General features: G+C 61.0%; 24 protein-coding genes and 1 pseudogene. 14 read left to right on the forward strand and 11 right to left on the reverse strand.

The window, feature by feature from the left end; genetic code table 11:
• Positions 1–2: 2 nt before the first annotated feature.
• From J3P84_RS22780 to J3P84_RS22800, 5 genes are all read right to left on the reverse strand, one after another.
• Positions 3–1,796, reverse strand: coding sequence for a DUF1302 domain-containing protein (locus J3P84_RS22780; protein ID WP_434626045.1), 1,794 nt, complete (start codon positions 1,794–1,796; stop codon positions 3–5).
• A gap of 779 nt (positions 1,797–2,575) precedes the next feature.
• On the reverse strand, positions 2,576–3,487 hold the full coding sequence (locus tag J3P84_RS22785; RefSeq protein WP_434569771.1) for an SDR family oxidoreductase: 912 nt from the start codon (positions 3,485–3,487) through the stop codon (positions 2,576–2,578).
• Between the two features lie 126 nt (positions 3,488–3,613).
• Positions 3,614–4,516, reverse strand: a complete 903-nt coding sequence (locus J3P84_RS22790) for an alpha/beta fold hydrolase (protein WP_434626047.1) — start codon at positions 4,514–4,516, stop codon at positions 3,614–3,616.
• Positions 4,516–5,298 (reverse strand): class II aldolase/adducin family protein, encoded by a 783-nt coding sequence (locus J3P84_RS22795; RefSeq protein WP_434569773.1) that lies wholly within the window; start codon positions 5,296–5,298, stop codon positions 4,516–4,518. The genes J3P84_RS22790 and J3P84_RS22795 overlap by 1 nt, the downstream gene beginning before the upstream one ends.
• 166 nt (positions 5,299–5,464) lie before the next feature.
• Positions 5,465–5,920, reverse strand: a complete 456-nt coding sequence (locus tag J3P84_RS22800) for a flavodoxin (RefSeq protein WP_434626049.1) — start codon at positions 5,918–5,920, stop codon at positions 5,465–5,467.
• A 155-nt stretch (positions 5,921–6,075) separates the two neighbouring features.
• Here J3P84_RS22800 and J3P84_RS22805 point away from each other — a divergent pair, with 155 nt between their 5' ends.
• Positions 6,076–6,552, forward strand: a complete 477-nt coding sequence (locus J3P84_RS22805; protein WP_305501358.1) for a PAS domain-containing protein — start codon at positions 6,076–6,078, stop codon at positions 6,550–6,552.
• Between the two features lie 52 nt (positions 6,553–6,604).
• A complete protein-coding gene (locus J3P84_RS22810; RefSeq protein WP_305496748.1) occupies positions 6,605–7,210 on the forward strand; it encodes a hypothetical protein in 606 nt (201 codons plus the stop codon).
• A 63-nt stretch (positions 7,211–7,273) separates the two neighbouring features.
• Here the strand turns inward: J3P84_RS22810 and J3P84_RS22815 are convergent, their stop codons facing one another.
• The gene (locus J3P84_RS22815; RefSeq protein WP_434626052.1) at positions 7,274–8,233 is read right to left on the reverse strand and encodes a MerR family transcriptional regulator; all 960 of its coding nucleotides are present in this window, start codon (positions 8,231–8,233) and stop codon (positions 7,274–7,276) included.
• Positions 8,234–8,453: 220 nt separating this feature from the next.
• Between J3P84_RS22815 and J3P84_RS22820 the strand changes: the two are divergent.
• The 7 genes and pseudogenes from J3P84_RS22820 (at position 8,454) to J3P84_RS22850 (ending at position 13,030) form a co-directional block, all read left to right on the forward strand.
• Positions 8,454–9,015, forward strand: a pseudogene (locus J3P84_RS22820) (antibiotic biosynthesis monooxygenase).
• Positions 9,016–9,213: 198 nt separating this feature from the next.
• Positions 9,214–9,918, forward strand: coding sequence for a dihydromonapterin reductase (gene folM / locus J3P84_RS22825; protein ID WP_434626054.1), 705 nt, complete (start codon positions 9,214–9,216; stop codon positions 9,916–9,918).
• A 20-nt stretch (positions 9,919–9,938) separates the two neighbouring features.
• A complete protein-coding gene (gene folE, locus J3P84_RS22830) occupies positions 9,939–10,496 on the forward strand; it encodes a GTP cyclohydrolase I FolE (RefSeq protein WP_434569779.1) in 558 nt (185 codons plus the stop codon).
• Entirely contained in the window at positions 10,497–10,877 is a 381-nt protein-coding gene (gene folX / locus J3P84_RS22835; RefSeq protein ID WP_434626056.1) for a dihydroneopterin triphosphate 2'-epimerase, read from the forward strand.
• Positions 10,878–10,974: 97 nt separating this feature from the next.
• The gene (locus J3P84_RS22840) at positions 10,975–11,271 is read left to right on the forward strand and encodes a DUF1244 domain-containing protein (RefSeq protein WP_434626057.1); all 297 of its coding nucleotides are present in this window, start codon (positions 10,975–10,977) and stop codon (positions 11,269–11,271) included.
• Positions 11,264–11,602, forward strand: a complete 339-nt coding sequence (locus tag J3P84_RS22845; RefSeq protein WP_305496755.1) for a HopJ type III effector protein — start codon at positions 11,264–11,266, stop codon at positions 11,600–11,602. The genes J3P84_RS22840 and J3P84_RS22845 overlap by 8 nt, the downstream gene beginning before the upstream one ends.
• Positions 11,603–11,779: 177 nt before the next feature.
• Positions 11,780–13,030 (forward strand): 2-aminoadipate transaminase, encoded by a 1,251-nt coding sequence (locus J3P84_RS22850; protein ID WP_434626059.1) that lies wholly within the window; start codon positions 11,780–11,782, stop codon positions 13,028–13,030.
• A gap of 196 nt (positions 13,031–13,226) precedes the next feature.
• Here the strand turns inward: J3P84_RS22850 and trxB are convergent, their stop codons facing one another.
• Entirely contained in the window at positions 13,227–14,189 is a 963-nt protein-coding gene (gene trxB, locus J3P84_RS22855) for a thioredoxin-disulfide reductase (RefSeq protein WP_212799028.1), read from the reverse strand.
• A gap of 310 nt (positions 14,190–14,499) precedes the next feature.
• Here trxB and cysZ point away from each other — a divergent pair, with 310 nt between their 5' ends.
• Positions 14,500–15,258 carry a sulfate transporter CysZ gene (gene cysZ, locus J3P84_RS22860; RefSeq protein ID WP_434569783.1) on the forward strand — a complete coding sequence of 253 codons (759 nt, stop codon included), beginning with the start codon at positions 14,500–14,502 and terminating at the stop codon, positions 15,256–15,258.
• Positions 15,259–15,297: 39 nt separating this feature from the next.
• Positions 15,298–16,497, forward strand: coding sequence for a glycosyltransferase family 4 protein (locus J3P84_RS22865; protein WP_434626062.1), 1,200 nt, complete (start codon positions 15,298–15,300; stop codon positions 16,495–16,497).
• A 137-nt stretch (positions 16,498–16,634) separates the two neighbouring features.
• Here the strand turns inward: J3P84_RS22865 and J3P84_RS22870 are convergent, their stop codons facing one another.
• The 3 genes from J3P84_RS22870 to J3P84_RS22880 all read right to left on the reverse strand — a co-directional run bounded on the left by J3P84_RS22870 (position 16,635) and on the right by J3P84_RS22880 (position 19,131).
• The gene (locus J3P84_RS22870) at positions 16,635–17,738 is read right to left on the reverse strand and encodes an NADH:flavin oxidoreductase (protein WP_434626064.1); all 1,104 of its coding nucleotides are present in this window, start codon (positions 17,736–17,738) and stop codon (positions 16,635–16,637) included.
• Positions 17,739–18,047: 309 nt separating this feature from the next.
• Positions 18,048–18,530, reverse strand: a complete 483-nt coding sequence (locus J3P84_RS22875; protein WP_434626066.1) for a glutathione peroxidase — start codon at positions 18,528–18,530, stop codon at positions 18,048–18,050.
• A gap of 115 nt (positions 18,531–18,645) precedes the next feature.
• Positions 18,646–19,131, reverse strand: coding sequence for an FKBP-type peptidyl-prolyl cis-trans isomerase (locus J3P84_RS22880; RefSeq protein ID WP_305496761.1), 486 nt, complete (start codon positions 19,129–19,131; stop codon positions 18,646–18,648).
• Here J3P84_RS22880 and J3P84_RS22885 point away from each other — a divergent pair.
• The 3 genes from J3P84_RS22885 to J3P84_RS22895 are packed head-to-tail and all read left to right on the forward strand — an operon-like array spanning position 19,100 to position 22,507.
• Positions 19,100–19,438, forward strand: a complete 339-nt coding sequence (locus J3P84_RS22885) for a DUF3565 domain-containing protein (protein ID WP_434626069.1) — start codon at positions 19,100–19,102, stop codon at positions 19,436–19,438. The two genes, J3P84_RS22880 and J3P84_RS22885, sit on opposite strands and share 32 nt — an antisense overlap.
• Positions 19,439–19,498: 60 nt before the next feature.
• On the forward strand, positions 19,499–21,598 hold the full coding sequence (gene pta, locus J3P84_RS22890) for a phosphate acetyltransferase (RefSeq protein WP_305496764.1): 2,100 nt from the start codon (positions 19,499–19,501) through the stop codon (positions 21,596–21,598).
• Positions 21,599–22,507, forward strand: a complete 909-nt coding sequence (locus tag J3P84_RS22895) for an acyltransferase (RefSeq protein WP_434626071.1) — start codon at positions 21,599–21,601, stop codon at positions 22,505–22,507.
• Between the two features lie 184 nt (positions 22,508–22,691).
• On the opposite strand, the gene cysN is transcribed toward J3P84_RS22895, so the two are convergent.
• Positions 22,692–24,590: a sulfate adenylyltransferase subunit CysN gene (gene cysN, locus J3P84_RS22900; protein WP_434626073.1), complete on the reverse strand. Its 1,899-nt coding sequence runs from the start codon at positions 24,588–24,590 to the stop codon at positions 22,692–22,694.
• Positions 24,591–24,594 lie beyond the last annotated feature (4 nt).

Below are 24,594 nucleotides of genomic sequence, written 5' to 3' on the forward strand. Positions count from 1 at the left end.
GATCAGAAGTTCACGCCGAAGCTCAGCGCGAGGAAGTCGCGGTCTTCGAGAACGTTGTAATCGCCGCCGAAGAAATCGGTGTAGCTCAGGCTGGCGGTGTAAGTGTTGCGGTAATCGGCATCGACACCCACGCTGACCGCCTTGGCGCCTTCGTTGAACAAACCGTTGGGCCCATAGCCGGCCACGTCATGGGACCAGGACAGGTTGGGCTTGAAGTTCACCCCGCCGATAACGTTGGAATAGTCAAGAATCGCCCGGGCGCGATAACCCCAGGAGGTCGAGGTGACAAAACCGTCGGTGTCGCCGTTGAAGCCGTACTGGCCGTAGACCGAATCGCGTCCATAACGCAGCTCGTCCTTCGATTCGAGACCGCCGACATGCACGACCGCGGCCTCACCGACCACGGTCAGGCGATCGGCGCCCAGCACCTGGTCGAAGAAGTGCGTCAGGGTGCTCTGCACCTGGGTCACTTCCTTGCGGCGGTAACCGGTGTTGTCCGCGCCCGGCGAAGTGGCGATCGGTGACGCGGCGCCTCCGGCGATCGGGTTCACCAAGGCCAGGGTCAGGTCGTTGGTATTGACCTGTACCGGTGCATTGGGGCGGTAACTGATTTCGCCGGTCCACGCCGTGCCAGTCGGCAACGTGGTGGAGAAACTGGCGCCGTACAGGCGGATGTCTTCAGGGTATTCGAGGTAATACCCACCGCGCCCCAACATCACGCTTTGCGCCAGGCCCGCGCCGCTGCCAGGGGCGATGGCGTTTGCAGTCGCGACCATCCCCGGCAGCGCAGCCAGCGTAGAGAGCCCCGCCGTAGTGGTGCCCACAGTCGGCGTGCGGCTGTGGTAATTCATGAAGTACAGGCCGTACTCGGTGTCATCGCCGAGCCAGCGCAACGCCGTGCCCCACTGGCCGGAGTCCCGCGCATCGCGGTCACCGCCACGGGGAATGACCACGCCTTCGCTGGTCACCTGGATGCCCTGGCCGAACGCGGTGGTCAACGGCACGAACGGCGCAATCGCCGGGCTGCCTACGGTATAGCCATCGGTGCAACCATCGGCGACCACATCGTTACCGAAGAAGGTGCCGCAGTTGTCCACAACCGTCTGGTCCCACTCCAGTTGGTAGAAACCTTCGACGGTAAGCTTGTCGGTCAAGCCCTGGGAGGCGAACAGCATGTTGACCGGGATCAGGCCTTCCTTGATCTCCGCACCCGGGCGACGGAACGCGGACACATCCACCGGGTTGATGCTGTTGATGGAGTTGCCGATGAAGGTACTTTCGCCCCAACTGACCACCTGCTTGCCGGCGCGCACCGTGCCCGGCAGATCGGCGATGGAATAATTGTGATAGACGAAGGCATCGAGGATCTGCGCCCCCGACGACTTGGCGCCCTCCTTGCGGTTACTGTCGCTGATGTCCTTGAACTCGCGGTTTTCGTCCTTGAGCTCGAAGTCGTACCAATACTTGCCACGGACAAACACGCCGGTGTCGCCGTACTTGAGTTCGAGGTCGTGGAGGCCCTTGAAGATTTTCGAGAACGTCTCGCCTTTCCTGAAATTCAATCGGCCGTCGTCACCGGTGGAAGACTGGCCCGTACCGCCATTGACGGTGCCGACCAGATCCCTGTCGGCATCGCGCATGCCCCAGCTCGCGCCAACCGACAGCGAGGAGTCGAACTGCCCCTCGATTTCGCCAATGTTGAATGAAACGGCCTGCGCCTGGGCACAGCAACCCAAGGCCACCGCGACGGCCAGCGCCTGCGGCTTGAAGATGGCGCGCATTGTTATTGTTGTCATGCGTCTTCCCCGGTGAGTGACAGAGCCTCCACCCTACTGCCCCACGTCATGGGCGATAAGCGCACCAAGGGGGTATTCGCGATGTACCTCCAAAGGATGACAGCCCATGCGGGCCGGGCCTTTGCGTGGTGCATGAACGGACTGGATGAGAGGTTATCAACGGCGTGCATTTTCATCGCTGCGCCTGCACTGTTACATGCACTGCAACAGTGCATGTCCGGATCCGGGCTGTTTCCGAAAACGTCCCATCCCTATGCTGGCCGGGCTTGCGGGACAACGGGCCTGCAAGCGCAAGCCGCCAGGCGTCCCTCGCGCCTGGCGCACCGTCATTCGGATGGATTGCGCATCAATCCATCGTCCCCGTGTCCACTGACGTTGATTTGTAGCTCCTTTACAACGTCACGTTTAGGCCGCTGCGTTTTGCAGCGGCCTTTTTTATTTCCGGGTTATTTCCGCGAGGGAACTTCTTGTTTCCTGGATAACTCGAGCACTATTCAGAATATTCTCAAACGCTACCCGGAAATCGGTCCGGTAAACGTGCTCGGGCATTCGGACATCGCCGCGGGCGCAAGAGGTTATCCAGGCCCGATGTTTGCGAGGCATGCGTTGTATCTCAAGGGTATCGGCGCCTGGTTCGAGCCTTCCAGCTGCATTTTCGCCCGGCGAAACATGACGGTGTGATAGACAGGGAGACCGCTGCGAATCTCGCGGCCCTGGTGCAGAAGTACTTCCCCTGAGCGCGGTGCCGCGCCTGGCGACAACGTGCCCAGGGACGCGATTCAAATGGCGTGGCGCTGCAGGTTCGCCATCATCTCTTTCAAAGCTTCCAGGTTGTCGTTCGGGTGGACTGCGTTCTCAAAGTCGCAAATCTGCTGCCAGTGAGCGGCGACGTCCTCGGGTGAGAACCCCTCGCGCGGATCGAAGCCGGCACCGAGGCTGCGCTCCCAGCGCACCTTGCCCATCCAGCCGCCGCCTACTTCGAACAATCCGGAAGTTTCCTGACAGGCTTCGCTGGCCAAGTACACGACCAGCGGGCTGACCAGCTCGGGCTTGAGCTGCTCGAATACCTGCGGCGGGATCAGGCCTTCAGTCATACGGGTGCCGCCGGTGGGGGCGATGGCGTTGACGAGAATGTTGTTCTTGCGACCTTCGATAGCCAGGGTGCGAGTGAGGCCGTACAGGCCAAGCTTGGCCATGCCGTAGTTGGACTGGCCGAAGTTGCCATAGATGCCGGACGTGGAGGCGGTGAAGATCACTCGTCCGTAGTTCTGCTCGCGCAGGTGCGGCCAGGCGGCGCGGGTGACTTTATAGGCACCTTCGACATGGACACGGTAAACCAGGTCCCAGTCGGCATCGTCCATCTTATGGAAGGTCTTGTCGCGCAGGATACCGGCGTTATTGACGACCACGTCCACCCTGCCGAAGGCGTCGAGGGCGTTTTGCACAAGCTTGTCGCCGTCAGTGACCGAGTCATGATTGGCTTCGGCAATACCACCGGCGGCACGGATTTCAGCCACCACCCGATCCGCTGCCGAGGCGTTGGCGCCCTCCCCCTGCGCTGAGCCGCCGAGATCGTTCACCAGCACGCGTGCGCCCTGCCGGGCAAACAGCAGCGCATGAGCGCGGCCAAGGCCGCCGCCGGCTCCCGTGACGATCACGACTTTATCTTCGAAGCGCACAGACTCACTCATGGGCAGAACTCCAGCAGGCCGATAGGACATTGCCACGAGTGTCCGGCACAAGTCGGCAGGCCACAATCAACTGGGCTCAGAGTGAATGGTGGGCGATAAGGTGAGGGGATGATGCCAGGCAATCGGTCATGAACAGGCCATTTGCCTGATCGGCGCCGCGATGATTTCGCGAAATGCCAGGTAATGCTTGAGTACCTGAACAGGTGCCTCGGTGTGTGGATAGTGACCAATGTCAGGCAACAGCACCGTGTCGGCGTTCGGAATCAAGGCTCGGTAACGCGCCACCATATGCGCACCGGAAATCGGATCGATTGCCCCGTCGATGACCCGCAACGGCACTTCGCCGCGCTGCATCGCCTGCACCCAACGGTCGCGTTGCACCCGTCGTTCGGGAATATAGGCGATGAGTTTGTGCATGATCCGCGGCCCGTGATGGGTTTCGACGAGGCTCCAGTAATCATCCATCTCGCTTTCGGTCGGGCAGGTCCTGGGGCCGAAAATCCGTTGGAAACTCTTCACCAGCCCGTCCCTGGAGAAGGCCCGGCCTATCAGCCACCCCAAGGGGCTGAGCAGTAACTTCTGCATCAGCACCGGACGATGGGTCTCGGGGAACAGTCCACCATTGAGAAAGACACAACTGGCGACGTCGGCGCGCGCCTCGCTGTGCCGGGCAATCAACTCCTGGGCCACGCTGTCGCCATAATCGTGGGCCAGCACATGAACTCCCTGTGTCACATTCAAATGCGTCAGCAACGCTTGCTGCAGATCGGCCTGCTCCAACAGGCTATAGGTGTGATCCACAGGTTTATCGGAGTCACCGAAACCGAGCATGTCGCAGGCGATCACCCGGTAACGCTGTGCCAGCGGCTGCCACAGGTAATGCCAGTCCCAACTGGCGGTAGGGAACCCGTGGATAAACAGCAGAGGCTCGCCGTGGCCCGCCACCCAATAGCGGATAGCGTGACCTCGAAACATGAAGGTCTGTCCGCGCTGGCGCCAGATACGCAGCGGAATCTGGACCATGGGCATCAGCTTTTATAACCCGGATCTTGCTGGTCGAGTTTGCGCAGCAAGGCCGGCCAGGCCAGCGCGCCCCCCATGCCTTGGGCGCTTCGGGTCACCCCGGCAACCATCGCCCGGGCACCGGCCAGCACCTGGGGCTCGATGGCGATCAACTCGGCGCCGCCGGTCTGCGCCAGAACCTGGATGTCACAGGCTCGCTGGAAAATGAACATCATCAGGAAGGTATCGGCGATGGTGCCGCCACAAGTCAGCAGACCGTGGTTGTGAAGCATCAGGAAATTACTGTCGCCCAGGTCCGCTTGCAGGCGGGCCTTCTCTTCAGGATTGAGGGCGACCCCTTCGTAAGGGTGATACGCCAGGCTCGACAGCACGAACAGCGATTGCTGGCTGATCGGCAAGACGCCCTGTTTTTGCGCCGATACCGCGACACCGGCGGCCGTGTGGGTGTGCAACACACACATCACATCGTGCCGCACCTCGTGCACCGCACTGTGAATGGTGTAACCCGCCGGGTTTATCTCATAGGGGCTGGGCATCAACTTGTTGCCGGCCTGGTCGACCTTGACCAGGCTCGACGCGGTGATTTCATGGAACATCAACCCGAACGGGTTGATCAGGAAATCTTCGGTGCCGGGGACCTTGGCGGAGATATGGGTAAAGATCAGATCGTCCCAGCCGTGCAGCGCGACCAGCCTGTAACAGGCGGCAAGATCGACGCGGGTTTGCCATTCCGCGGCGCTGACCTGGTCCTTGATGCCGGGTGTCGATTGAATGGGCGTCACGCTCACGGTTATGACCTCTGGCTTCTTGTTATGGTGGAGGCGTATCCAACCTCCATGAACAGAAAACCAGTCTAGTCAGCTCCGCCAGGGCCGGTAGTTGCATTGGCAGCCAGCTTACTGACCGAGCGGGTCATCAGGCGAACATCCGCGATCAGTGCCGGCCGCTCCTCCATCAATGGCGCAATGCAGCGATCAATTCGCCCAGCCAGGGCTCGGCATCGCTTTCCGGCGTCACACTCTCACTGGCATCCAGGCGTAACATGGCCAGCACCTCATGCACGCCCAGCTCGGCGAACAATTCGCGCATCTGCTCGCCACCACCGCAGAACGTATCGCCATAGCTGGCATCGCCGAGGCCGATCACCGCACCGGGCAGGCCGCGAAACGACGCGGGCAATTGGTCGCGAATCGTCGAATACAATGGCATCAGGTTGTCCGGCAGCTCGCCCATGCCGGTAGTGGACGTTATGGCCAACAACGCCTGCGGGCCAAACGCCTGGATATCCGCCAGGGTTGCCCGCGGATTGTGGAATGTCTGGAAACCGGCGTCATCAAGCAATTTGGCGGCATGCCGGGCGACTTCTTCGGCGGTGCCGTATACGGAGCCGGAAAGGATGGCGACTTTCATCAATCTGATCCTGAAGCGGAATAAAGAGCCGCAATGGTAGCAGGCTGAACAGTGATGCCGGGATTGATTCTCAACAACCAATAATGGCAAGTAGACATCGCCCAGAGTTCTTCTAGAATGCAGCGCACGCAGGGATGACGATGGCTGGAGGCCTCATGATTAATGCTCACTTGATGCAGTTGGTGATCAGCGCTTCGAACGACGGGATCGTCATCGCCGAAAAGGAAGGCGACGAAGACAATATCCTGATTTATGTAAACCCGGCGTTTGAACGGCTGACCGGCTACAGCCGCGACGAGATCCTCTACCAGGACTGCCGTTTCCTGCAGTCCGGCGATCGCGATCAACCGGCCCTGGAGCACATCCGCATGGCCTTGAAGCAAGGCGGATCATGCCGACAGGTCCTTCGCAACTATCGCAAGGACGGCACGCCGTTCTGGAATGAGCTGTCGTTGTCGACCGTGAAAAACCAGGCTGACGGGCACACTTATTTCGTCGGTGTGCAGAAGGACGTGACAATCCAGGTGAAAGCTCAACAGCGAATCGCCCAGCTTGAAAAGGAGTTGGCTGAAGCACGGGAGACCATTGCGCGCCTGGATGCGACGAACGGCGCAAACAAAACGGCGAATTAATGGTCAGTCACTACAATCACCCGTGAACTCGCACATATTTTTCGAGCACTGTATGCAGCGCGACGCCCTTCTTACCCAGGATGAGCTGGATTTCATCCGGACCATGCAGCACAGCCCGCAGTTGAACGAGCGGGATGTCACGTCGAGCTTGCTGGTAAACGGTGGGTCGCAGATCCGTGACCTTTTGACGCGCCTGGCAGCAAACGAGCAGGTCACGTTACAAGCCAATTTCGAAAACCAACAGATGACCTTTCCGTTGCATCTGGTGGAAGACGAATTCCATGCCATGCACCTGCGCCTGGGTGTGCCGAGCATCTATGAGGATGGACCAAAGGTGCGCCCATGGCGCCTGACGCTCGAGGCACCGGTTGCGCTGGAAAATGCCAAGGGTCAGCCAGGTCCTTTATGGGTGCACGAGGTATCTTGCAAGGGCGTTCTGCTGGAAATTCGCAACCGCACCAAACCGCCAAAACAGTTCGCGTTGTGGTTCAGCCCTTCAGGCTACGAGAGAATTTCGCTTCGCGGTACGTTCGAACGGGAAACCGATCAGGGCCTGTACGCCTACCATCTGAATCAGCATGACCAGGACGAAACCGAGCGCCTGCGTCAGTACATCCTCCAGCAACATCGTCTGACCCATCCGGCGATGCACCTCTAGGCTTTGTACGAAAAGTGCCTGCGCGACGATCGGCGACTTTTCGTACAAATCCTAGCAAGCCATTCAAGTGTCCAGGTTACCCGCCAGAAATTGACGCAAGCGTTGGCGCATCAGCATGCCTTCATTTCCCAGGCAAGCGATGGAAGAGCCCGCCAGGCTTTCCTGCGCCAGGTCTGACGCATCGCCGGCGAGCATGACCGGGCAATCGAGGCTCATCGCCAGCCTGTTCAGCCGCTTGGGCAGCTCCGCGGCCGGCGCATGATTGGAAACCAGCACGAGCGCCAATGGCTTGATCTTCTGGCAAATCAGGGTCAATTCGTCAAAGGGTTGGCCGACAGCCATGACCCTGACATCCACCTCCGCCCTGGAGATGAATAGCGTCGTGACCAGCAACTCCAATTCCCGGCATTGGCCAGCTATGGCGCTGACCAGGACCCGGCGCGACGAAGTTTCGCGCTTCAGCAAGAGTCGTTGCATGACACGCGAGCGCAAGAAACCGTCGAAAAACAGCCACTCACTGGTCTGCCCGAACTCATGCTGGCGTTGGAGCAATGCTCGCCAGAGCGGCATCAGGATGTCCTGGAAGACGACCGGTGCCGTATAGCTGGAAAAAATCTGTCCATAGACCCGATCCAGCTCCACATCGTCAAAGTTGCCGACTGCTTCAGCCACGAGCTGTTGCCACTGGGCGTAATCAGCGCGCACCAGATCGGGCGAAATGAACCTGGAGGCTGGCTGGATCGACTCGGTCCTGGCGAGAATTTTCCCCACCTTGCTCACCGCTACCCCGCGTTCGATCCAGGCGAGAATGCTGCGAACCTTTTCGATATCGCCCAATGAATACAGGCGGTGCCCGCTTTCGGTGCGTGTGGGCTGGATGAGGCCGTAGCGCCGCTCCCACGCGCGCAAGGTCACCGGATTCACGCCAGTCACCCGCGCCACTTCGCGGATGGGAAACAAGTCCTCGCTTTTCAAAGCCACGGAGGCCTGAAACGCAAGGTTCTCTTCGATGATCACGCTCATTCCGAAGGCTTACCCGGCTCGAATTGGATCCCAGTTTACTCCTCACCGGGGATGTCTTTACAAGGGAGATGGCGAACCATATTCGAATTTGTAGTTTTTTATCCTACAAGGAATAATCCTTGCTTGCCTTCAGGCATCGAACGCCGCCCCCTTACCCTCGGGCCGTTCTTCAAGCGAATCTCCTACCCGGAGTGCCGCAACCGTAACATGGAGATACAAAATGTCTGCCTCACCCGTCACGTTGATGGTTGCCCGCCGCGTCGCCAATGGCCGCTATCAGGACCTGATCGCCTGGTTGCGCGAAGGCGAGCAACTGGCGACCGACTTCCCCGGCTACCTGGGCTCAGGCGTACTTGCGCCGCCGCCCGAAGACGACGAATTCCAGATCATCTTCCGTTTCGCCGATGAGCAGACCCTGCATGCATGGGAACATTCGGCCTCGCGTACGGCTTGGCTGGGACGCGGCAGCGAGCTGTTTGCCCATCCCTCCGAACACCGTGTGCGCGGCATCGACGGCTGGTTCGGCGCCGTCAACCAACGCCCACCGCGCTGGAAACAGGCGGTGGCTATCTGGCTGGCGTTTTTTTCCGGTTTCGTTGTTGTTCAATTTTCTGCTGGGGCCATTACTGGTTGAACTGGGCATGTTGAGCCGGGTGCTGATCAGCACGCTCATCCTGACGCCGCTGATGGTTTATCTGTTTATCCCGTTATCGACCCACTTGCTGGCGAACTGGCTCGCCGGCGCACCGCAACGACCAGTGCCGGCGACGCAGAACCATTAATGCAGCAGGACTTCGTGTGGGAGCGAGCCTGCTCGCGAAAGCGGCCTGCCAGCCAGATTGAATCCAGCTGGACCAACGCCTTCGCGAGCAGGCTCTCCCACAGTGAAATTGGCAATGCATTCACTGGATCGGTCGCCAATAGGTACACGGTATCCGGCGCTGTTATAGTTTTGCTTCCGCCGCAAACCGAGCCGCCCCATGCCTACCGCTCCGATCCTCATCACCGGCGCAGCCCAGCGTGTCGGCCTGCACTGCGCCCGTCGGTTGCTGGAAGACGGGCAACCGGTCATCGCCACCTATCGCACCGAACGCCCGGGCGTGCAGACGCTACGGGACTCAGGGGCCACGATGCTGTTTGCCGACTTTTCCAGTGAAGCGGGAATCCTCGCCTTCATCGAACAACTCAAGCAGCACACCGACCAGCTACGCGCCATTGTGCATAACGCCTCGGCCTGGCTGGCCGAAACCCCAGGCGATGAGGCGGCCGCCTTCGGCGCGATGTTTGGCGTGCACATGCTCGCACCTTACCTGATCAACCTGCAGTGCGCCGAGCTGCTGCAACGCTCGGTGCCGGCCGATATCGTGCACATCAGCGATGACGTGACCCGCAAGGGCAGCAGCCGGCACATCGCCTATTGCGCCACCAAGGCCGGGCTCGAGAGCCTGACCTTGTCGTTTGCGGCAAAGTACGCACCCGCCATCAAGGTCAACGGTATCGCCCCGGCCCTGCTACTGTTCAATCCCGACGACAATTCAGCCTATCGGGCCAAGGCCCTGGCCAAATCCGCGCTGGGTTTCGAGCCGGGCAGTGAAGTGATCTACCAGAGCCTGCGTTATCTGCTGGACAACCCCTACGTCACCGGCACGACCCTGACCGTCAACGGTGGGCGGCACATCAAATAATCCTGTTCCGAGGAAGCGCAATGGCCCTGTCGCCCGAGCATTACCGCGAGATCCTGATCGGCCTGGGCGAAGACCCGGAACGCGAAGGCCTGCTTGATACACCGGTGCGGGCCGCGAAGGCCATGCAGTACCTTTGCCATGGCTATGAACAGAGCATCGAACAGATCGTCAACGGCGCCCTGTTCGCCTCCGACAGCGATGAAATGGTGATCGTTGCCGACATCGAACTCTATTCATTGTGCGAACATCACCTGCTGCCCTTCATCGGCAAGGCCCATGTGGCTTATATTCCTACGGGCAAGGTCCTGGGGCTGTCGAAGATCGCCCGGCTGGTGGATATGTTCGCCCGCCGCCTGCAGATCCAGGAAAACCTCACCCGGCAAATCGCTGACGCGGTGCAGCAGGTCACCCAGGCCGCCGGCGTTGCGGTGGTGATAGAAGCCCAGCACATGTGCATGATGATGCGCGGTGTCGAAAAACAGAACTCGACGATGAACACCTCGGTGATGCTTGGCGCCTTTCGCGAGTCCAGCACCACGCGCCAGGAGTTCCTGCAATTGATTCGACGGAGCCAATAAATGCCACAACTTCAGCCCGCCATGGCGCGCATCAAGATCAAGGACCTGCGCCTGCGTACGTTCATTGGCATCAACGAGGACGAGATCCTCAACAAGCAGGATGTGTTGATCAACCTGACCATCCTCTACGCGGCCCAAGAGGCAGTGCGCGATAACGACATCGACCACGCCCTGAACTACCGCACCATCACCAAGGCAATCATCGCCCATGTGGAGGGCAACCGATTCGCCTTGCTCGAACGCCTGACCCAGGAGTTGCTGGACCTGGTCATGGCCAACGAGTCGGTGCTGTACGCCGAGGTCGAAGTCGACAAGCCGCACGCCTTGCGCTTCGCCGAGTCAGTGTCGATTACCCTCGCGGCAAGCCGTGCTGCTTCGTAGCAGCCAAAAGTTTCAAGCTGTAAGCTTCAAGCCTGAACACCGCAAACCCACTTGCAGCTTGAAGCTCGCCGCTTGAAGCTGTCTCGCAGAGACTCCCATGAACGATCAACAACGCCTCGAACTCGAAGCCGCCGCCTTCCGCCGGCTGGTTGCCCATCTGGACAGCCGCAAGGATGTGCAGAACATCGACCTGATGAACCTCGCCGGTTTCTGCCGCAACTGCCTGTCGAAGTGGTACAAGGCTGCCGCCGACGAGCGTCAGGTCGAGGTCAGCCTCGACGATGCCCGCGAAGTCGTCTACGGCATGCCCTATGCCGATTGGAAAGCTCAATACCAGAAAGAAGCCAGCGCCGAACAGCAAGCGGCGTTCGCCAAAGGAACTCCCGATGCCTGACCTGAACACCTTCCGCGCCAGCCTCAAGAGTGGCGAACATGTTTTCGCCGATACCCTGGCCTTTGTCGCCGATGGCTACGATTACCAGCCCCAGGCTTTCAACAACGGTGGCGTCGAGAACGCCGCCGGGCAGAACGAAGGTTCGTGCAAGACCCTGGGCCTGGCGTTGCTTGAAGGCTTGAGCGATGAAGAAGCACTCCTGGCGTTTGGCGAGCATTACCGTTCGGTGCTGGCCACGCCCGAGGGCAGCGATCACGGCAATATCCGCGCGTTGATGGTCCATGGTCTCGCCGGCGTGAAGTTCGAGGCGCAGCCGCTGCAACGGCGCTGACCGTCCCGCTCTTGTGGCGAGGGAGCTTGCCCCCTCGCCACAAGAGCCGCTTGCGCAAGATTCACAGTTATCCACATCCCGACTTTTATGATTGACCCGGCAACTTTATTTCGTTTGCCTGGCGCCTCTCCCCGCGGCTTAGATAAAGGCAATATTTCTTCCTCCGAGCCGTCATCCATGAGCCGCGAAAGCATCAGCCAATCGATTTCCTTCGTTCACCCCGTCAGCCTCGACCATGGAAAAAACGCCGAAGTCTGGGACACGGATGGCAAGCGCTACATTGATTTTGTCGGCGGCATCGGCGTGCTGAATCTCGGCCACTGTCATCCGCGTGTCGTCGAGGCGATTCGCGAGCAAGCCACCCGGTTGACCCACTATGCGTTCAATGCCGCGCCGCACCGGCCTTATCTCGAATTGATGGAGCGCCTGGCAAGATTCATCCCGGTGGACTATCCGGTTAGCGGCATGCTTACCAACAGCGGCGCCGAGGCAGCGGAGAACGCCTTGAAAATCGTCCGCGGCGCCACGGGGCGCACCGCCGTGATCGCGTTTGATGGCGGCTTCCACGGCCGGACCCTGGCCACCCTCAACCTCAACGGCAAGGTTGCGCCCTACAAACAGAAAGTCGGTGTCCTGCCCGGACCGGTCTATCACCTGCCCTATCCCAGCCAGGACAACGGCGTGACCTGTGCCGAAGCCTTGAAAGCCATGGACCGGCTGTTCAGCGTCGAGATCGATGTAAACGACGTAGCCTGTTTCATCGTCGAGCCGGTGCAGGGCGAAGCCGGTTTCCTGGCGATGGACGTGACCTTCGCCCAGGCGCTGCGCCAGTTCTGTGACGACAAGGGCATCGTGTTGGTCATTGATGAGATCCAGTCCGGTTTCGGCCGTACCGGCCAACGTTTTGCGTTTTCGCGGCTGGGCATCGAACCGGACCTGATCCTGCTGGGCAAGAGCATCGCCGGCGGTGTCCCGCTGGGGGCGGTGATGGGACGCAAAGCCCTGATGGACAACCTGCCCAAGGGCGGCCTCGGCGGCACCTACTCGGGCAACCCTATCGCCTGCGCCGCCGCGCTGGCGACCCTGGACGAGATGACCGACACGAACCTGCGGGCCTGGGGGGCGCGCCAGGAGGAGGCCATAGTAAGCCGCTACGAATCCTGGCGCCGTCGCGGGTTGTCCCCCTATCTGGGGCGGTTAACCGGAGTCGGCGCCATGCGCGGCATCGAACTGGCCCACGCCGATGGCACCCCGGCGTCGGCTCAATTGACGCAATTGTTGGCGGCGGCACGGGATTCGGGCTTGCTGCTGATGCCCAGCGGCAAATCCCGGCACATCATTCGGCTGCTGGCGCCGTTGACGACCGAGCCGGCGGTGCTGGAAGAGGGATTGGACATCCTGGAAGCGTGCCTGGCGGAACTGGCCTGAATACGGTCCCCTTGTCCACACAGCCCTTGTGGGAGCGAGCTTGCTCGCGATAGCGTCAGGTCAGCCAACATCTATGTTGACTGACACACCGTCATCGCGAGCAAGCTCGCTCCCACAAGGGCTCGGCATCCACCTGTTGGTCATGTGACAGGCATAAAAAAACCGGCCGAAGCCGGTTTTTTTATTGCCCGATGGATCAGAACGAAACGTTCTGCAAGCCATCCAGGTAACGCTCGGTGTCCAGGGCCGCCATGCAACCGGCGCCGGCCGAGGTGATCGCCTGGCGGTAGACGTGGTCGGCCACGTCGCCGGCCGCGAAGATACCTTCGACGCTGGTGGCCGTGGCGTTGCCGTCGCGACCGCCCTTGACCACCAGGTAACCGTCCTTGAGCTCCAGCTGGCCTTCGAACAACGAGGTGTTCGGCGTGTGGCCGATGGCGATGAAGACGCCGTCGACCTTGATCTCGTCAAAGCTGCCGTCGTTGTTCTTCAGGCGGGCACCGGTCACGCCCATGTTGTCGCCCAGCACTTCGTCCAGGGTCGCGTTGAGCTTGAGGATGATCTTGCCTTCGGCGACGCGGGCGTTGAGCTTGTCGATCAGGATTTTCTCGGCGCGGAAGGTTTCGCGACGGTGGATCAGCGTGACCGTGCTGGCGATGTTGGCCAGGTACAGCGCTTCCTCGACTGCGGTGTTGCCGCCACCGACCACGGCGACCGGCTTGTTGCGGTAGAAGAAACCATCGCAGGTGGCGCAGGCGGACACGCCTTTGCCCATGAAAGCTTCCTCCGATGGCAGGCCCAGGTAGCGGGCGCTGGCGCCGGTGGCGATGATCAGGGCATCACAGGTGTAGGTCGCGCTGTCGCCGGTCAGGGTGTAGGGCTTGGCGGCGAAATCCACGGCGTTGATGTGGTCGAAAACGATCTCGGTCTCGAAGCGCTCGGCGTGTTCCTTCATGCGTTCCATCAAGGCCGGACCGGTCAGGCCATGGACATCACCCGGCCAGTTGTCGACTTCAGTGGTGGTGGTCAACTGACCGCCGGCCTGCATGCCGGTGATCAGCAACGGCTTGAGGTTGGCACGTGCCGCATAGACCGCGGCGCTGTAACCGGCAGGGCCGGAACCGAGGATAATCACTCGCGAATGACGGACTTCAGACATGACCTGCTCCTGTTGACCGGACCCTGCGGCCCGGAACGCCGGCTATGCGGCGGGAATAAAAAAGGACTGTGGATGCACTTGGGGAAGGCTTGGTTCGACAGTCCTGAAAAAGATTGGGTGCAGCGTATCGAGGGAGCGAAGATTAAGGAAATACGGTTTAACAATCCAGCTCATAGGTGAGCTCTATCCGCGGCAGCGCTCCCGATAGCTGCGATCCTGCGCTAAACCTTTGTTACACACAGTGTCGTGGCTTTCGCGCACCGAGCAAAGCCGGTAAGGTCGGCGCGTCCACCTACCCTCGGAGCCACCTATGCCCGCCGCCCCTGTCCTGTCCGGCCCGCAATATTTGCGAGAAGGACTCAAACTGGTCCTGAGCCCAAGCCTGCGCCTGTTTGTCTTGTTGCCGCTGGCGATCAATCTGGTGTTGTTCGTCGGGCTGATCTACCTCGCCGGTCACCAGTTCAGCCTGTGGGTCGACACGCTGATGCCGTCGTTGCCGGATTGGCTGAGCTTTCTCAGTTACGTGCTCTGGCCATTGTTCGTCGTCCTTGTCGTACTGATGGTGTTTTTCAGCTTCACCATGCTCGCCAATATCATTGCGGCGCCCTTCAATGGCTTTCTCGCCGAGAAAGTCGAGGTAGTGGTTCGCGGCACCGATGATTTCCCCGCGTTCAGTTGGGGCGAGCTGGTTGCGATGATCCCGCGTACCTTGGCCCGGGAGGCGCGCAAGCTCGGCTATTTTCTGCCCCGGGCCCTGGGGCTGTTCGTGCTGTCATTCATCCCGGTGATCAATATCGTCGCCGCACCACTGTGGCTGCTGTTCGGCATCTGGATGATGGCGATCCAGTACATCGACTACCCGGCGGACAACCACAAGCTGGGCTGGAACGAGATGCTCGCCTGGCTGCGGGAAAAACGCTGGCAGAGCCTGGGCTTCGGCGGCAGCGTTTACCTGGTGTTGCTGATCCCCTTCGTGAACATTTTGATGATGCCGGCGGCGGTGGCCGGGGCGACGCTGTTCTGGGTGCGCGAACAAGGTGCCGAGACCGCTTTGGCCCGTCAGGGCTGAGCCGTCACAAATCCATCATCCTGGCGTCACAATGACGAAATGGCCCCGGTCGACACTGGGGTCATGACCACACTCCTGCACGTTACCCTCGTCACCGAAACCTTTGCGCCGGAAATCAATGGCGTAGCCAACACCCTGGGTCGTCTCTACGACGGCTTGCGTGCCCGCGGGCACCGGGTGGAACTGATCCGCCCACGCCAGGCCGGGGACCACGGCCTGGCCAGTGACGAGCAGTTGCTGCTATGCCGGGGCTGGCCTTTGCCCGGGTATCCGGGGCTGCAATGGGGGCAGGCGTCGATGCACAAGTTGCTCAGGCGCTGGAAACGTCATCGCCCGGACGTGCTGTATATCGCCACGGAAGGCCCGCTGGGCTTGTCCGCGCTACGAGCAGCGCGGCGCCTGGGGATTTCGGTGGTCAGCGGCTTCCATACCAATTTCCAGCAATACACCCAGCAATATGGCCTCGGCTTGCTAAGTCGCGGGCTGACCCATTACCTGCGCTGGTTCCACAACCGCTCCAGCCTGACACTGGTGCCCAGCCTCAGCCAGCGTCTGGAACTGGAACGCCGGCATTTCGAACGCGTGGCGTTGCTGTCCCGCGGCGTGGACAGCCAACTGTTCCATCCAGCCAAACGCTCCACAGACCTTCGTGAAACGTGGGGCCTGGGCGAGGACGACATTGCCGTCATCCATGTCGGACGCCTGGCGCCGGAGAAAAACCTCGGGCTGCTCAAGCGCAGTTTCGACACGCTGAGCAGCGCCTTCCCGGCACGGCGAATCAGACTGGTGATAGTCGGTGACGGCCCGCAGCGGCCCGCCCTCGAACAGCAATTGCCCGAGGCGATCTTTTGCGGCGCACAGCGTGGCGAAGCGCTGGCTGCGCATTATGCGTCCGGGGACGTGTTTGTCTTTCCGAGCCTGACCGAAACCTTTGGCAACGTCGTGCTCGAAGCACTTGCCTCGGGGCTGGGCGTGGTGGCCTACGATCAGGCTGCGGCGGCGCAGCACATCCGTCACGGCTATAACGGCGTGCTGGCGATGCCAGGGGATGAAGAGGCTTTTTGCGACGCGGCCCGCTGGCTGCTGGAAGAGCGCGAGGCCTTGCGTTGTGTGCGGCTCAATGCGCGCCAGCATGCCAGTCGCCAGGGCTGGGCATCGGTGATCGAGCAGTTCGAGGCGCAGTTACGCGGGGTTTGTGTGGGTGAGCAGGTGCTGCCTGCGGCGCCGACGGTGCGTTGATTGTCGCTGATGCTGAGGGCGCCATCGCGAGCAAGCTCGCTCCCACATTGAATCTTCGGCGGAATATATATCTGCTGTTCTACCGAAATCCCCTGTGGGAGCGAGCTTGCTCGCGATAGCGTCAGCTCAGACGATGCTTAAACCAAGGTCATCAACGCCTCGCGGCTGAACGGCAGGATCTCCTGTTCGCGCCCTTCCCGCACTTTCTGCGCCCAGTCCGGATCCACCAGCAGCGCGCGCCCCACCGCCACCAGATCGAATTCCTCCTTGTTCAGGCGCTCGAGCAGATTCTCCAGGCTGGCCGGTTGCGCAACCTTGTCGGTGTTCACCATAAATTGCAGGAACTCACCATCAAGGCCGACGCTGCCGACGGTAATGGTGGGCTTGCCCGTGAGCTTGCGGGTCCAGCCGGCCAGGTTCAGGTCCGAGCCTTCGAATTCCGGCTCCCAGAAGCGACGCGTAGAACAGTGGAAGATATCCACGCCGGCATCCGCCAGGGGCTTGAGAAATTCTCCCAGCGCTTCGGGCGTCTGCACCAGGCGCGCGGTGTAGTCCTGCTGTTTCCATTGGGAGAAACGGAAAATGATCGGGAAGCCCTCACCTACCGCAGCCCGCACCGAGCGAATCAGCTCGATCGCGAAGCGCGAACGGTTGGCCAGGCTGCCACCATAACCATCGGTGCGCTGATTACTGCCTTCCCAGAAGAACTGGTCCACCAGGTAGCCGTGGGCACCGTGGATTTCCACCCCGTCCATGCCAATGCTCTGGGCGTCTTTTGCCGCTTGGGCGAATGCCGCAATGACCTCGTCGATGTCCATCTGGGTCATGCCATGGACCACGACCTGGCCGTCCTTGAGTTTTTCAGTCGGGCCGTAGCCCGGCACGGCGCCATCCGGCTCGGTGCCGAGGCGCCGCACGTTGCCCACGTGCCACAGTTGCGGAACAATCTTGCCGCCTTCGGTGTGCACGGCATCGACCACTTTTTTCCAGCCGGCCAGCGCGGCGTCGCCGTAGAAGTGCGGTACGTTCGGATAGCCATTGGACGCCTGATGGCCGACCGTGGTGCCCTCGGTGATGATCAGGCCGACCCCGGCCGCCGCGCGACGACGGTAATACTCGATCACCTTGGAGTTCGGCACGCCGCCAGGCGAAAAGGAGCGCGTCATCGGCGCCATCACGACCCGGGTCGGCAGTTCCAGCGCGCCGAGATGAAAGGGTTTGAACAGGGCTCTTACAGGCATGGGGCACTCCATGAAAACGAGGTCGCATCGGATATGACGACGATAATATGGGGCATGCACAGCGCTGGGTAGCACTATTGATTGGAGTGATTAAGGATCAGAAGGCCGCGAAGATCGACATTGGAGAGGCTCAACCTGATGCAAGCCGAGCGCATAACCTGTGGCGAGGGGATTTATCCCCGCTGGGCTGCGCAGCAGCCCCAAGAGCAAGCGACTTGATAAGGCCGACACACCGAGGCATCAGATTTTAGGGCTGCTCCGCAGCCCAACGGGGATAAATCCCCTCACCACAAAAGTTCAGCGGATGGTTTAGCTCAGCGCTTTTTCAATCGCCTGGATGACCGAAGGATCATCCGGCGACGTGCGCGGCGAGAAACGCGCCAGCACCCGGCCGTCCTTGCCGAGCAGGAATTTTTCGAAGTTCCAGGTGATGTCCCCGGGAAACTCGGCACCTTCACCCGCCAACAGACGGTACAGCTGGTGACGGTCGTGGCCGTTCACTTCCAGCTTGCTCGACAGCGGAAACGTCACGCCGTAATTGAGGCTGCAGAATTCCTGGATCTCCTGCTCGGTTCCCGGCTCCTGGCCGGCGAACTGATTACAGGGCAGGCCCAGCACGCTGAACCCCTGGTCCTTGTATTGCTGATAAAGATTTTCCAGCGCCGCGTACTGAGGCGTCAGGCCACATTTGGAGGCGACGTTGACCACCAGCACGACTTGGCCCTTGAATGGCGCGAGGGGAAGCTCCTGACCATCCAGGGCTTGCAGTTTAAGGTCGTGGAAAGCACTCATGACGAACTCCAGGGTTTGCGGATCTTTTCGAAACAGCCATGGGCGATGCTAACAGCAAGCGACTAAAAAGGCGCCATAGGGCGCCTCTCCAGTCAACTTGAGCGTAGCGCAGAAATCAGTGCTGATGGCCGCCTTCACCATGGACGTGGCCATGGGCGATTTCTTCCTGGCTGGCATCACGGATGTCGACGATCTTGACCTGGAAGTTCAAGCGCTGACCGGCCAACGGGTGGTTGCCGTCGACAGTCACGTCGTCGCCGTCGAGGTCACGGATAGTGACGATCTGCATCTGGCCATCAGGCGCCGAAGCGTGGAACTGCATGCCCACTTCCAGCTCATCCACGCCTTCGAACATGCTGCGGCTCAGGGTGCTGACCAGCTCGGCGGAATATTCGCCATAAGCGTCTTCCGGCTCAACGGCCACTTTCAGCTCATCACCGGTGGTTTTGCCTTCCAGGGCTTTTTCCAGGCCCGGGATGATGTTGCCTGCGCCATGCAGGTAGACCAGCGGAGCGCCGCCGGCGGAGCTGTCGATGACCTCACCAGCGTCGTTGGTCAGGGTATAGTCGATGGAGACAGCCTTATTGGCGGCGATCAGCATGGGGCGAGACCTTTTGCATAAGAATGAAGAACGGACAAGTCTAAACAAGGATTTGCCCGAAAGCGAACGGAACCCGGACAAACGGGCTAGCTCGAACAGACCAACGGTCACCGGTTTCCATCAGGATGAGGACGGGCACTGGGTGGCCGAGCTGTCCTGCGGCCACACCCAGCACCTGCGCCACCAGCCACCGTGGCAATCCCGGGCCTGGGTGCTGGACCCGGCGCAACGTAATGAAAAAATAGGCCAGCCCTTTGATTGCGGCTGGTGCGCTCAAGGCCCGGTTAGCGCTAACCTTGGCGACTGAATTGACGGTAGACAGCCAGTCATAGGCTGCAGCCTTGCCATGCCCCTCTAGAGAATCCGCATGCAGACTTTTTTTATCGCGCCCACCGACTTTGGTGTGGGTCTGACCTCCATCAGCCTCGGGCTGGTGCGTACCCTCGAACGGGCCGGGCTGAAAGTCGGCTTTTTCAAACCCATCGCCCAGCCCCACCCCGGCGATACCGGCCCGGAACGCTCCACCGAACTGGTGGCCCGTACCCACGGCCTCAAGCCACCGCAACCACTGGGCCTGGCCCATGTGGAGCGCATGCTCGGCGATGGCCAGCTCGATGAATTGCTGGAAGAAATCATCACCCTCTATCAACAGGCCGCGATCGGCAAGGACGTGCTGGTCGTCGAGGGCATGGTCCCGACCCGCAGCGCCAGCTACGCCGCCCGGGTCAACCTGCACCTGGCCAAGAGCCTGGACGCCGAGGTGATCCTGGTGTCGGCGCCGGAAAACGAAGTGCTGACCGAACTGTCCGGTCGTGTCGAGTTGCAGGCGCAACTGTTCGGCGGGCCGAAAGATCCGAAGGTCCTCGGCGTGATCCTCAACAAGGTGCGCACCGACGAAAGCATGGAAGCGTTTTCAGCACGGCTCAAGGAGCACTCGCCCCTGCTGCGCAGCGGCGACTTCCGCCTGCTCGGCTGCATCCCTTTTCGCCCCGAACTCAACGCCCCGCGCACCCGCGACGTGGCCGACCTGATGGGCGCGCAGGTGCTCAACGCCGGCGACTACGAAACCCGGCGCATGAGCAACATCATCATCTGCGCCCGCACCATGCGCAACACGGTGGAGCTGCTCAAGCCCGGCGTACTGGTGGTCACCCCGGGCGATCGCGATGACATCATCCTGGCCGTGAGCCTGGCGGCGATCAACGGCGTGCCGCTGGCCGGCCTGCTGCTGACCAGCGACACCCTGCCCGACCCGCGCATCATGGACTTGTGCCGAGGCGCCTTGCAGGCGGGACTGCCGGTGCTGTCGGTGAGCACTGGCTCCTACGACACCGCCAACCTGCTCAACAGCCTGAACAAGGAAATCCCCATCGATGATCGCGAACGCGCGGAGATCATCACCGATTTTGTTGCCAGTCACCTCGACGCCAACTGGCTGCACCAACGCTGCGGCACGCCACGGGAAATGCGCCTGTCGCCGGCGGTGTTCCGCTACCAACTGATCCAGCGTGCCCAGGCCGCCAACAAGCGTATCGTCTTGCCCGAAGGCAGCGAACCGCTGACCGTGCAGGCGGCGGCGATTTGCCAGGCTCGGGGCATCGCCCGTTGCGTGCTGCTGGCCAAGCCGGCCGACGTTGAAGCGGTGGCCCGCGCCCAAGGCATCGAATTGCCGCCAGGGTTGGAGATACTCGACCCGGATACGATCCGCGAGCGCTACGTGGAACCCATGGTGCGGCTGCGCAAAAGCAAGAGCCTGAACGCACCGATGGCCGAGCAGCAACTGGAAGACACCGTGGTGATCGGCACCATGATGCTGGCGCTGGACGAAGTCGACGGGCTTGTCTCCGGGGTCATCCACTCCACCGCCAATACCATTCGCCCGGCGTTGCAACTGATCAAGACCGCACCCGGCTGTTCGCTGGTGTCCTCGGTATTTTTCATGCTGTTTCCCGAGGAAGTGCTGGTCTACGGCGACTGCGTGATGAACCCGCACCCCAGTGCAGCGGAGCTGGCCGAAATCGCCCTGCAAAGCGCCGATTCAGCCGCAGCGTTCGGCATCACGCCACGGGTGGCGATGCTCAGCTATTCCAGCGGCGAATCGGCCAGCGGTGAAGAAGTGGAGAAGGTCCGCGAAGCCACCCTGCTGGCCCACGAGGCACAACATGGCTTGCTGATCGACGGGCCGTTGCAATACGACGCCGCCGCCAACGAGGCCGTGGCCCGGCAATTGGCGCCCAACAGCCAGGTAGCCGGCCGCGCCACGGTGTTCATTTTCCCGGACCTGAACACCGGCAACACCACCCACAAGGCCGTGCAGCGCAGCGCCGACTGCGTCAGCCTCGGGCCGATGCTGCAAGGCCTGCGCAAACCGGTGAACGATCTGCCGCGCGGCGCCCAGGTCGATGACATCGTGTACACCATCGCCCTGACAGCGATCCAAGCCGCCAACCGACCTCTGGACATTTAAATGCTGGATTTCCTGCCTGCCCCCGTGCGCGGCGTCATTGCCTCGCTGCTGTTGGCGCTGAACACCATCGCCTGCTGTACGCCGCTGTTCGTCGTGGCGATCTTCAAGCTGTTGCTGCCCTTCCCCGCCGCCCAGCGTTTCACCGACTGGCTGATGAGCCACATCCATGAAGCCTGGATCAGTAACAACAAGGCCTGGATGAACCTGGTGCGCCCTACCCGCTGGCGCCTCAGCGGCCTGGAAGGCCTGGACTACCAGCACTCGTACCTGATCACCAGCAACCACCAGAGCTGGGTCGACATCATGGTGCTGCAATACGTGCTGAACCGACGCATCCGTCCATTGAAGTTCTTTCTCAAGCAGGAGCTGATCTGGGTGCCGGTGATCGGCCTGGCCTGGTGGGCGCTGGGGTTTCCGTTCATGAAGCGTTACTCCAAGACGTACCTGGAAAAGCATCCGGAGAAGAAAGGCAAGGACCTGGAAACCACCCGCAAGACCTGCGCGAAGTTTCGCAACAACCCCGTGGGCATCTTCAATTTCGTCGAAGGCACGCGCTTCACCGAGGGTAAGCATGCCCAGCAACAATCACCGTTTCGCTACCTGCTCAAGCCCAAGGCCGGCGGCATCGCGTTTGTGCTTGATGCGATGGGCGAGCAACTGGAGTCGATCATCAACGTGACGATCCATTATCCGGGCGGCCGTCCGGGCTATTGGGATTTGCTCTGCGGCAACGTTGGCGAGGTGGTGGTGCATTTCCAGGAGTTGAAGATCCCGCCGCAGTTCATCGGCAAAAGCTACGACCAGGATGGGGAGTATCGCCTGGAATTCCAGGGTTGGATCAATCAGTTGTGGCAAGACAAGGATGCGCTGCTTGAGCAGATGCATCGCGAGTATCCCGCCAAGTCTTGAGGTGACTGTACAGGCCTCATCGCGAGAAAGCTGGCTCCCACAATGGTCAGCGCTGAGACAAATACCTGTGGGAGCGAGCTTGCTCGCGATGGCGTCCCTCCAGACAACAAAAAAGCCCGCCGATGATCATTCATCGGCGGGCTTTTACTTGCCGCTTGAAGCTAGAAGCTTGTAGCTGCTTCCCTTAGATCGCCCCACGCTTGCGCAGCAGATCCAGCACCTGCTTGACGCTCTCTTCCAGGGTCAGCGACTGGGTGTCGATCACCAGGTCGGCATCCAGCGGCACGTCGTACGGGAAGGACTCGCCCGGGATGTTGTCGCCGGCGGCGGCATACAGCCCTTGCGGATCACGCTGGGCGCACACCGTTGGCGAGGCCTGGACATAGACCGTCAGCAGGCGCTCGCGGCCGATCAGGTCCTTGGCCTGCTCACGCCCTTCGGCACTCGGTGCAACGAAGGCGGCCAGGGTCAACAGGCCCGCTTCGTTGAACTGACGGGCGACGTGAGCCGCACGACGCCAGTTCTCGGTGCGTCCGGCACGGTCCTGCGGCAAGCCTTTGTTCAAGTCGTGGCGCAGGTTTTGACCATCGAGCACGAACACCGCGCGGCCCATGTCGAACAGCTTGCGCTCTACAGCATAGGCCAGCGTGCTCTTGCCCGCGCCCGACAGGCCGCTGAACAGCACGGTGGCCGGCTGCTGGCCGAAACGCTGGGTGCGTTCTTCCACCGACACGTGGGCCAGTTTGCCGTGGTGCGTGCTGCTGCCGTGGGCCAGCGGCTGGGCGACGATCATGCCGGCACCGACGGTGCCGTTGGTCAGGCGGTCGATGATAATGAAGGCGCCGGTGGTGCGGTTGCTCTCGTAGCCGTCCAGGGCGATCGGCGCGTCCAGAGCAATCTTCACCTTGCCGATTTCGTTGAGCTGTAACGCGCTGGCCGGGCCTTCCTCAAGGGTGTTCACATCGACCTTGTTGACGATGCTGGCAATCGAGCCGGGCACGTAACTGGTGGCGCGCTTGATGTCGTACTTCTTGCCCGGCAGCATCGGCTCTTCGGCCATCCACACCAGCATCGCTTCGAAGCTGTCGGTCACCGGCGGAACGTTGTCGGCGTGTACCAGCAGGTCGCCACGGGAGATATCGATCTCGTCTTCCATGGTCAACGTCACAGCCTGGCCTGGGCCGGCGTGTTCCAGCTCGCCCTCGAAGGTGACGATGGATTTCACGCGGCTGCTCTTGCCCGACGGCAGCACCACGACTTCGTCGCCCTTGTGCACGATGCCGCTGGCAAGGGTGCCGGCGAAACCGCGAAAGTTCAGGTTCGGACGGTTGACGTACTGCACCGGGAAACGCAGGTCGGAGAAGTTGCGGTCGCCCGCCACTTCCACGGTCTCGAGAATTTCCATCAGCGACTGGCCGGTGTACCACGGCGAACGCTCGGACCTGTTCACCACGTTGTCGCCCTTGAGCGCCGACATCGGCACGAAGTGCATGCTGGTGGGCTTCATCTTCAAGCCTTCGGCGAACTTCAGGTAGTCGGCCTTGATCGACTCGAATACGCCCTGGTCGAAGTCCTTGAGGTCCATCTTGTTGATGGCCACGACGATGTGCTTGATGCCCAGCAACGAGGCGATGAAGCTGTGGCGGCGGGTCTGGGTCTGCACGCCGTAGCGGGCGTCCACGAGGATGATCGCCAGGTCACAGGTGGAGGCACCGGTGGCCATGTTCCGGGTGTACTGCTCATGGCCGGGCGTGTCGGCGATGATGAATTTACGCTTGGCGGTGGAGAAATAGCGGTAGGCGACATCGATGGTGATGCCTTGCTCGCGCTCGGCCTGCAGGCCGTCGACCAGCAGCGCCAGGTCGATGTCGTCACCGGTGGTGCCGACTTTCTTCGAATCGCGAGTGATCGCTTCCAGATGATCTTCGTAGATCATCTTCGAGTCGTGCAGCAGGCGCCCGATCAGGGTGCTCTTGCCGTCGTCGACGTTACCGCAGGTCAAAAAGCGCAGCAGCTCTTTACGTTCGTGCTGGCCCAGGTAGGCGAGGATGTCCTCGCTGATCAAATCAGATACGTGCGACATGACA

Origin of the sequence: Pseudomonas sp. Z1-29 (assembly GCF_051131995.1) — a bacterium.
Taxonomy (GTDB): Bacteria; Pseudomonadota; Gammaproteobacteria; order Pseudomonadales; family Pseudomonadaceae; genus Aquipseudomonas.